The sequence below is a fragment of the Lentzea flaviverrucosa genome, assembly GCF_003350445.1.
Lineage (GTDB): Bacteria > Actinomycetota > Actinomycetes > Mycobacteriales > Pseudonocardiaceae > Lentzea > Lentzea californiensis.
On the sequence record NZ_QQAU01000025.1, the window covers coordinates 23786 to 30056 of the forward strand.

Here is a 6271-nt window from a genome sequence, read left to right on the forward strand (position 1 = left end):
AGTCTCCCAACACCCTCGAAAGGCCCATCACCCTCATGCCGTTCGACATCGCGACGCTGCTGCCCGGTGCCCGCTATGACGAGATCGAGGAGCTGGTCTACCTAGCGAACGGGCGGCTCAAGTGCAACTGGACCCTGATGTGTACCGAGGCCGCCACGGCGGTGCGTGACGGCGCACCGTCCACCAGGATCGGGCCGACGCCGACGTGCCAGCGGTGCACCCAGCGCGGTCAGCGTGAGGGCGAGGCCGTGCCGGTGCAGCTGCTCACCGAGTGCCGTCACTGCCGTCAGCAGATCCATCAGCTCACCGAGGCCGGCGTGGCGTGGCTGCACAGGAAGTTCCCGACCGGCGGTGAGCCGTGGGTCAAGCCGGGCACGTGGATGGTGGCCCGTACCGAGGACAGCTGCCCGGACAACAAGGACGGTCACGAACCTGTCGCGGTGGACGCCGACGTCTGATGCGGACACCCGCCGCCACTCACCTGGCGGAAGTCGACAATGCTTCGCGTGCGGGCTGGCCTACACGCCGGGCGCCGACGTCGACTTCGGCAATCTCGATGAGGTGGCGGCCGGGCTCCTGGCCACCGACCGCGACCGGAACGACCGGCACGGTGGATCCCTGCACACCGCGCGGCACACGATCACCGCTCCGACCAATCTCATCACCGAGGACGCCCGCACCTGGCGGACCTGCTCGACGAACCGTGAGACAAGCGCCGCAACTCCCGCACCCGCCGCAACACTTGACCGTGACGACATCAACCCAATCGTTCCACCGCGACAGCGCCAAGGAGCCACCGATGTACACCGTCACCACCACCGCCTTTGCGCTCGGCGACAAGGTCAAGGGCTTCGAGAACCCCATCACCGAGGTTGCCGCCATGCACTCCGGAGTGCTCGTCAGCTACGGGCCCAGCACGACCCGCTTTTACCGCTACGGCGGCCTGACCCCTGAGTTCAACAGGCGCCGCACCGCCGAGTAGAGCCGCGCCACACACCCTGCTGTGACTGTGCCCCACTGCTGTCCGCACGCCGGACGGTGGTGGGGCACAGCCATGTCCACGCCAACGTCCCGAGAAGTGGAAGTCCTGCCATGCCGTCCTACATCGTCAAGACCGTCAAGCCCGGTGACGTCGTGACCGTCCGCGTCCAGCACTCCGCCTACGGAGTGCGGCACAACGTCGTGGGCAAGCTGCGCCGTGTCCGGATCACCGCGACGGGCGCGCGGGTCCACACCCCGGACGGGAAGCGGGCGTTGCCCGGCAGGGAGTTCACCTACCGCGAGGCAAGCGTGTTCGCCCGCTCCGGCGCGAACGGTGAGCCCGAGCTCTGGGTGGAGTCGTTCGACCACCTGCCCGACCGTAAGGCCGGTCCGGCGCTGCCCTCGGCGTCCCCGCTGCCCGAGTGCTGCGCGCTGCCGATGAGGCTCGATCAGGGCACCCAGGCGTGGATCTGCCGTACTGAGTCCTGGCACATCCGCCCGTTCTACCCCGACGGCGCGGATCCCGAAGCCATCTCACGAGTGGTCGACCTGCTCAACACCACGCTCCCAGACTCGCGTGGGAAGTGGTACGCGGTGTCTGACAGCCCCGAGAAGCACGACTACGCGGTCCGCACGTCGGGCCACTGGCGGGAGATCAGCCTGTGGCTGCTCACGCCGCTGGGTGCCCGCGGCGTGCGGAACATGACCGTCGTCGCTCCCCGCGTGAGCAAGGGCGTGCCTGTGGCCGGCGTGGCTCTCAAAGACGTCGCGGGCCAGATCGCCGAGCTGCTCAACTCCGGCAACGCAACCGGCCAAGCCTGGTGGTACGCCCGCGAGGACCCGATGTCACCGTCAGCTGACCGCTCCCGGCTGCTGGCCCGTCTCAGTGTGTCGCTGTTGACCGAACCCGCCGCCCGAGCGGCCGGACTGCTCTGAGCCGCTCCACACAGGACACAAGCCGAGCAGTACACGACACGCGTGAGGGAACCCATCATGACCACCACCAGCGTGACCGCGACCGCGGTCGAACCGGCGACGATGGAGCAGATCGAACAGCTCGTGGGCACCGCGGAGCAGGTCAAGCTGTGCGGCCGGTTGCTGGATGCGCAGGTGACGGACCGGTGGGTCGAGCGCGCGGCAGTCGACGAGACCCACCCGCTGCACGTCAAACCGGATGCCCCGCACTGGCACCTGTGGATCAGCACGGATCACCAGGATCCTGGCACGGCCGACGATCCGTACTCCATCGTGCGGGACGCCTCCTACGACCTGGAGTCCATCGCGGACGACCTCGCGGAGCACGCACACCTGCTGGAGTGCAAGCGTGACGCGGTGCTCGAGATGGACGATGTCGAGCTGCACGAGACCGGGGACGGTGCGTGGCTGATGGCCACGCTCGTCGAGATCAACTGGAACATCAAGGAAGCCGCGCGAGTCCGGGCTTGCGCCAACGACATGGCCGCGCTGGCACGTGAGGCCCGCCAGGTTGCGGGGTGGGCGTTCATGCCGCCGGTGCTGCGCCCGGCCCCGTACGCCCGCAGGGGCCCGGCGGAGAACACGCGGCTGATGCGCAAGCGCCTGGACCGCGTGATCGGCAAGATCAACGCATTGGGTGAGAAGGCACGCGCCTCGGAAGGGCAGGGGTTCCGGATCATGCAGTGCCCGGAAGCCGCGTGCGAGATCGCCGCCGCGAACGCCTAATCACGCCCGCTGGTCATGCTGGAGCTCGTCTGTGACGCGCTGGTAGGGCTGCGGCACCTGTGCCACGCGGCCGGCCCGGACTTCGAGACCATCGTCGACTTGTCCCGCAACGCCTACAACGACCGCTCGCTCGGACAGTTGTGGCCGATCCTGGGCTACGCCACGACGAGGACGGCAATGATGCGTTCTCGGACAAGCACTTGTGCGACGACGAGTGCAGCGACCCCACACACTCGCGCGACGGCCGCATCACGTACGCATTGCCGCTAGGCAACCTGTGAGGCAGGCCTAAGCCTGCCTCACACCACCCTCCAAACCTGGCCACGCCGCACCGAACCCCTTATCGGTGCGGCGTGGCCTTTCTGTTGCCACGAAACAGGAGTGAATGCCGTGACCGCTGTGGGCTACATCTACAACGCCGCGTTCCTTTGCGCCGACGACGCCCGAGAACTGGGCATCAGGCAGGCGCACGAGCACGGATACGCGATGTCGTGGGGCGACTGCGGCGATGCGGAGGAGACGCTGTCGGCGTGGGCCAGCATGATCGGCCTGGACCGTGACGACGAGACGACGTTCACCTCTCACGAGTTCCCCAAGCGGGTGACCCAGGCGCAAGCCGAACGCGCCCACGGTGAACGCGCAGACACCTGGTGCAGCACCTGCGGCTGGAATCTGGCCCAGCCGTTCTGATCCACACCCCATCGACCCTGAGGGAAGCCCGACCATGCTCGACGCACAGGCTTTCGAGAACGAACGCAACGCCCACATCCACGTCGCACTGTCCGCACACGCCCTCGTGGTCCTGCTGGAGAACCTGAGCGCGGACCACGCCGACTACGGGCGCCGCCACCTGTCCGACACGCTGGCCGACTGCGCACCGCTGGCACTGGCCATCAAGATGCGCGACGACGCGTTGACACTTCTGCTGGGCCGGCGCGCCCGCGTGGCCGACGTCGTCGACGCGTTCGACGCGGTCGTGCTGGACGACGACGCCGTGCACGCCGATGGCGCGCGAACCGCCTGGTACAAGTTGCTCAACGACAAGCTGGCCGTGAGCGACGCCGACGACGCCCGCGTTGACGGCTACCGGCTCGGCAGGGCGTTCGCCGCGTTCGAGCACGTCTACGACGCGCCCGTGATCGTCCCGCTGGTCCCGCCGCAGTACCTGAACAACGCAGCCGAGTTCGAGCGCGAGTTCGCCCGCGCTCGTGCGGAGTACAAGCCGGACGAGAACAACTGCCACTGCTAAGCGGCCGGTCACAGCTCTCGCAGGACTCCGCGGCATCGCGGCACCAACGACTCGCGTGCGATCTCGTAGGCCATCACGGCGTTCATCACGCCCGATATGCCGACGACTCCCTGACCGGATCCCGTGCCCGCAGCCTCGGCACCCCTGCGTTCGTGATCGACCGGCGTCCCCCGGCGATGGCGCCGGCTCCGCAAGCGACTCGAAAGGCCAGGCCTCATGAGCCTCGTAGACGAGAAAGAGTTGTTCCTGACCACTGATGACATTGCGGCACTGCGCGCGGCGGAGAGCGTACAGTTCTGCCGCGACTACGACGGCGCGAGCTGCGTCAAGCTCATCCTTAGCGGCACGTGGGACACCTCCGCGCCGAGGATTTACACCGCCCGTCAACAGCGCCTGTTCCCGCACACCAGCACCATGTCGGGCGACCGGTACCGCAAGCTCACCGCCCGCTCCTCCATCCAGTCCGTGCTGGGTGGCGCCACCGAGCACGCGCGGTGTGATCACACGCTGCGCCGCGCGCAGGACAACGACGAGTGGCAGACCATCGCCCGCATCATCAAGCCGGGTGACGTGATTGGGCTGAGGTGGCGGTCGGGCAACGACTACCAGCTGATCACCGATGTCGGGCTGCACCGTGACGAACTCCGGATGGTGCTGCACCGCGACAACAACAACCCGCGGGTGTTCCTGATCGACGCTGTCGTGTGCGCCAACGACACCGCCAGCATGATCAGGCTCTGAATCCAGAGTTAGAAACCGAGCCGCACAACACAGCGGGCGTCCACAGTGGAAGAAAGCGCGCTGGTGTGAGCGAGACGGTCACGGTTGTGCTGCCCGATGGGCGGACGGTCGACCTGTCCGGCACCGGCGACGTACAGGTCCACACCGTCGACCGCGCGCACGGCTACGAGCTCACGCTGCACGAACGGTTCGGGCGCGTCCAGTAGCCGATCAGGATCTTCGCCCTGGAACGGCACCGCCGACGTCCCCCAAGCCGTTCCCTGTCGGGCCGCGTCGCCTTCTCGCGGCCCGGTTCCCCGTACTCGTGAGGAGACCCGCGTCATGTCGAACGATCCCGCGCCCGTCCTCGAGCGGGTGACCGTGCTACACGGTCACACCAGCCCCGAGACCGCCTACGTCGTCGAAAACTAGCCCTACGGCGGATTGAGGTGCACGAAGCGCTACTGGGTGGAGACGGCTGCCAAGGGGGCCAAGAAAGGTGAACAGCGGCTCGTGACACAGACCACGAACCCCAAGAAACCGGGGAAGGTCTGGAACAAGCCGCACCGCGGCGTCTACTCCATGTTTGTGCTGCTGTACATGGACGGAATCGGACACGTACACCCCTGGCACGTCAGCATGTACGCGCTGCACGGCGCCGCCGAGTATCGCAACCACCTGTCCGGCGTCTACGAGCAGCTCACCGACGAACAGCGCAAGTACTACGACGTGGTCGCCACCCTCGCCGCGAGGCACAACCCGACGACCCACTACGACGCTGCCTGGACACTCGCGCACGTCATGAATCACATCCGGGACACCGGCAGCGACCCCAAGTCCACGAACGGTGTCTGGATCACGCCTGACTCCGAGCGGGTGTACCTCGGATACGACGGCGACCCCGAGGTGATCGTCGCCTACGCACGATCGCTGTTGACGAAGTAGAAGCAGGTCCTCGCGTGCGAGGAAACTGGGGAAGGGGCAGGCGATGATCGGATGGTCGCAGGACGAACTCGCACGACTGGAGCTGCTAAGCGCTGGCGAGCCTGTGAGCGTCAGTATGCGAGCCGGCGTGCATCCTCGGCTGATCTCGTGGGCGAAGTCCAACGGCTTGTTCGTCCGAATCGACCGCGGCACGAAGTGGGGAAACCCATTCGTCCTGGGACGCGACGGCGACCGAGACACCGTGATCGAGCGGTACCAGCACCGCCTCGCATGTGAGGACTCGTTACTCGCGGCGCTCGGGGAACTCGCTGGAAAGGCCCTCGGATGTTGGTGCGCGCCCCGGCGATGCCACGGCGACGTGCTGGCAGGCATCTTGCACGCCGGGCTCTGACAAGCCCTGTCTGCTCTGAGGTCCATCGTCGGTCGAGGACCCGAGTCGGCCACCTGACCTACAGCAGCCTTTCAACCGCCGCAGGAGTTCAACCGCGCGGAACCTTTTGCCTGCTGAACGGCACGACTGTCCACAACAGATCCGCACGAAACCAATTGAGCTAATACGAGAGGATCAGCCATGGCTGGAGAGACGACGATCACGGTGGTCGGGAACCTGACTGCCGATCCCGAACTGCGCTTTACCCAGTCCGGTGCGGCGGTGGCCAGCTTCACGGTCGCCTC

The 6271-nt window shown here is 66.9% G+C and carries 11 protein-coding genes; all 11 read left to right on the forward strand.

Translation table 11 applies throughout. From position 1 onward, the window contains the following. Positions 1–35 precede the first annotated feature (35 nt). The gene (locus tag DFR72_RS44635) at positions 36–458 is read left to right on the forward strand and encodes a hypothetical protein (RefSeq protein WP_090074464.1); all 423 of its coding nucleotides are present in this window, start codon (positions 36–38) and stop codon (positions 456–458) included. A gap of 341 nt (positions 459–799) precedes the next feature. Next, complete coding sequence (locus DFR72_RS44640; RefSeq protein WP_090074462.1) at positions 800–982, forward strand: hypothetical protein; 183 nt, start codon at positions 800–802, stop codon at positions 980–982. Between the two features lie 110 nt (positions 983–1092). Next, positions 1093–1917 carry a hypothetical protein gene (locus tag DFR72_RS44645; protein ID WP_090074459.1) on the forward strand — a complete coding sequence of 275 codons (825 nt, stop codon included), beginning with the start codon at positions 1093–1095 and terminating at the stop codon, positions 1915–1917. Between the two features lie 57 nt (positions 1918–1974). Next, positions 1975–2682 carry a hypothetical protein gene (locus tag DFR72_RS44650; protein ID WP_090074457.1) on the forward strand — a complete coding sequence of 236 codons (708 nt, stop codon included), beginning with the start codon at positions 1975–1977 and terminating at the stop codon, positions 2680–2682. A 390-nt stretch (positions 2683–3072) separates the two neighbouring features. Continuing rightward, on the forward strand, positions 3073–3372 hold the full coding sequence (locus DFR72_RS44655) for a hypothetical protein (RefSeq protein WP_143087024.1): 300 nt from the start codon (positions 3073–3075) through the stop codon (positions 3370–3372). A 34-nt stretch (positions 3373–3406) separates the two neighbouring features. Continuing rightward, entirely contained in the window at positions 3407–3931 is a 525-nt protein-coding gene (locus tag DFR72_RS44660; protein WP_090074452.1) for a hypothetical protein, read from the forward strand. Between the two features lie 216 nt (positions 3932–4147). After that, entirely contained in the window at positions 4148–4672 is a 525-nt protein-coding gene (locus tag DFR72_RS44665; protein WP_090074450.1) for a hypothetical protein, read from the forward strand. Positions 4673–4737: 65 nt separating this feature from the next. Then, the gene (locus tag DFR72_RS46125; RefSeq protein ID WP_170176684.1) at positions 4738–4878 is read left to right on the forward strand and encodes a hypothetical protein; all 141 of its coding nucleotides are present in this window, start codon (positions 4738–4740) and stop codon (positions 4876–4878) included. A 286-nt stretch (positions 4879–5164) separates the two neighbouring features. Then, a complete protein-coding gene (locus DFR72_RS44670) occupies positions 5165–5596 on the forward strand; it encodes a hypothetical protein (RefSeq protein ID WP_143087023.1) in 432 nt (143 codons plus the stop codon). A 115-nt stretch (positions 5597–5711) separates the two neighbouring features. Then, positions 5712–5987 (forward strand): DUF4326 domain-containing protein, encoded by a 276-nt coding sequence (locus tag DFR72_RS48050; protein ID WP_114774006.1) that lies wholly within the window; start codon positions 5712–5714, stop codon positions 5985–5987. Positions 5988–6167: 180 nt separating this feature from the next. Beyond that, positions 6168–6271, forward strand: a 104-nt coding sequence (locus DFR72_RS44680) for a single-stranded DNA-binding protein (protein ID WP_147290332.1), incomplete at its 3' end; no start/stop codon positions are given.

Coding starts and splice junctions, on each gene's coding strand:
- DFR72_RS44640 (WP_090074462.1), top strand. CDS start 800: ATGTACACCGTCACCACCACCGCCTTTGCGCTCGGCGACAAGGTCAAG.
- DFR72_RS44635 (WP_090074464.1), top strand. CDS start 36: ATGCCGTTCGACATCGCGACGCTGCTGCCCGGTGCCCGCTATGACGAG.
- DFR72_RS44650 (WP_090074457.1), top strand. CDS start 1,975: ATGACCACCACCAGCGTGACCGCGACCGCGGTCGAACCGGCGACGATG.
- DFR72_RS48050 (WP_114774006.1), top strand. CDS start 5,712: ATGCGAGCCGGCGTGCATCCTCGGCTGATCTCGTGGGCGAAGTCCAAC.
- DFR72_RS44645 (WP_090074459.1), top strand. CDS start 1,093: ATGCCGTCCTACATCGTCAAGACCGTCAAGCCCGGTGACGTCGTGACC.
- DFR72_RS44660 (WP_090074452.1), top strand. CDS start 3,407: ATGCTCGACGCACAGGCTTTCGAGAACGAACGCAACGCCCACATCCAC.
- DFR72_RS44665 (WP_090074450.1), top strand. CDS start 4,148: ATGAGCCTCGTAGACGAGAAAGAGTTGTTCCTGACCACTGATGACATT.